The sequence below is a fragment of the Marinobacter sp. genome (assembly GCF_035268745.1).
Lineage (GTDB): Bacteria > Pseudomonadota > Gammaproteobacteria > Pseudomonadales > Oleiphilaceae > Marinobacter.
In genome coordinates this window covers 1-1692 of the sequence record NZ_DATFKH010000250.1, presented here as the reverse complement: position 1 = coordinate 1692, position 1692 = coordinate 1, and the positions used below count along the sequence as shown (strand labels likewise).

At 57.6% G+C, this 1692-nt stretch carries 1 protein-coding gene; it reads left to right on the top strand.

The features are described 5' to 3' along the window. Positions 1-330 precede the first annotated feature (330 nt). The gene (locus VJ956_RS15960) at positions 331-1584 is read left to right on the top strand and encodes an IS256 family transposase (protein ID WP_324086032.1); all 1254 of its coding nucleotides are present in this window, start codon (positions 331-333) and stop codon (positions 1582-1584) included. Positions 1585-1692 lie beyond the last annotated feature (108 nt).

Here is a 1692-nt window from a genome sequence, read left to right as displayed (position 1 = left end):
GAAGCGAGAAAGCCGGACTGCCACAAAAACGTTGGCTTTATTTTTCGTAAACGCGGTTTCGAGAGCCTGTTGAGCCCTTCTCTCATGTTTTAGACGCTCGGCCAAACGCGCCTCTTGGGATTTCAGTCTATCATCTGAAGGGAATTTAGAGAGCCCCTCATCTAACGTGTGATCAATTTCGCCAATTAATGACGTTATTGCCTGAGAGGTTAAATTTCCGGAGTCTGGAGAGTTATGGTGATTTCTGGTGTATGGAAGCGAGTTGAAGAGGTGGCGTATCCTGTTGGTTGATCTCCGCCAAGATCACAACCAACAGAGGATTGATACGCCATGTCCAAGTCTAACCTGCACGCTCTTTCACAACCAGAGGTAGATAGCGACGACCCGTTGCACGCCCTGATCCGTCAGGGTGCTCGTGACCTGATTGCCCGGGCCGTTGAGACAGAACTGGAAGGCCTGCTCAACCAGAGTACGGATGTCACAACACCCGATGGCCGCCAGGCGGTGGTGCGCAATGGGCATCTGCCCAAACGCACGATCCAGACCGGTGTTGGTGACGTGGAAGTCCAGGTTCCCAAGGTCCGGGACCGCAGTGGCTCCGGGATCCGCTTCAACAGCCAGTTGTTGCCGCCGTATCTTAAGCGGGCTCAGAGTCTGGATGAACTCATCCCCTGGCTCTACCTGCGCGGTGTCTCCTCAGGTGATTTCCAGGAGGCCCTCAGCGCCCTGGTCGGCGAGCAGGCCAAGGGCTTGTCGGCGAACACAGTCTCCCGGCTCAAGGCGCGGTGGCTTGAGGAGCATAGGGACTGGCAGCGCCGGGATCTGAGCCAGAAGCGCTACGTCTACTGGTGGGCGGACGGCGTGTACAGCAACGTCCGCCTGGATGACCGGCTCTGCCTACTGGTGATCATCGGCGTTACCGAGCATGGCCACAAGGAACTGGTGGCCGTTGAGGATGGCCACCGTGAGTCCGAAGCCAGTTGGCGAGAGCTGCTCACCGGTTTGCGGGAAAGAGGCCTGGAGCACGCCCCCAAGCTGGCCGTCGGCGATGGTGCACTGGGCTTCTGGAGCGCCCTGAGCAAGGTGTTTCCAGACACCCGCCACCAACGCTGCTGGGTCCACAAGACCGCCAACGTGCTGGACAAACTGCCCAAGTCGGTACAGCCGAAGGTGAAGTCGGCACTGCATGAGATCTATCTGGCCGAGACTCGTGACAGCGCCCACAAGGCTTTTGACAGCACCCTGCGGCGGTTCCGGGACAAGTACCCAAAGGCCATGGCAAACCTGGAGAAAGACCGGAACGAACTGCTGGCCTTCTACGATTTTCCGGCGATTCACTGGATTCACTTGCGGACCACCAATCCGATCGAATCCACCTTCGCCACAGTACGCCTGAGAACCAAGCGGAGCCGGTCCTGCGGCAGCCGCGACACCACGTTATCGATGGTGTTCAAATTGCTCCAATCCGCCCAGAAGCGCTGGAAGCGGATCAAGGGGTTTGACCAACTGAAACTGGTCGTGAACAACGTTCAATTTCAGGATGGAGTAGAGGTGAGTGATCAATCTGACAGGAACGCTGCCTGATGGTCATACACCAGATTTGACAATAGCTCGGCGGTCGGTGACTCAGCGGATTCAGGCGAAGCCGGTTTTCTGGATCTGTCCTCGCTGATGGGCCCCTCGCCATCATCC

Bases quoted from the DNA above. Each gene is read 5' to 3' on its own strand.
- VJ956_RS15960 (WP_324086032.1), top strand. From the start codon at position 331: ATGTCCAAGTCTAACCTGCACGCTCTTTCACAACCAGAGGTAGATAGC.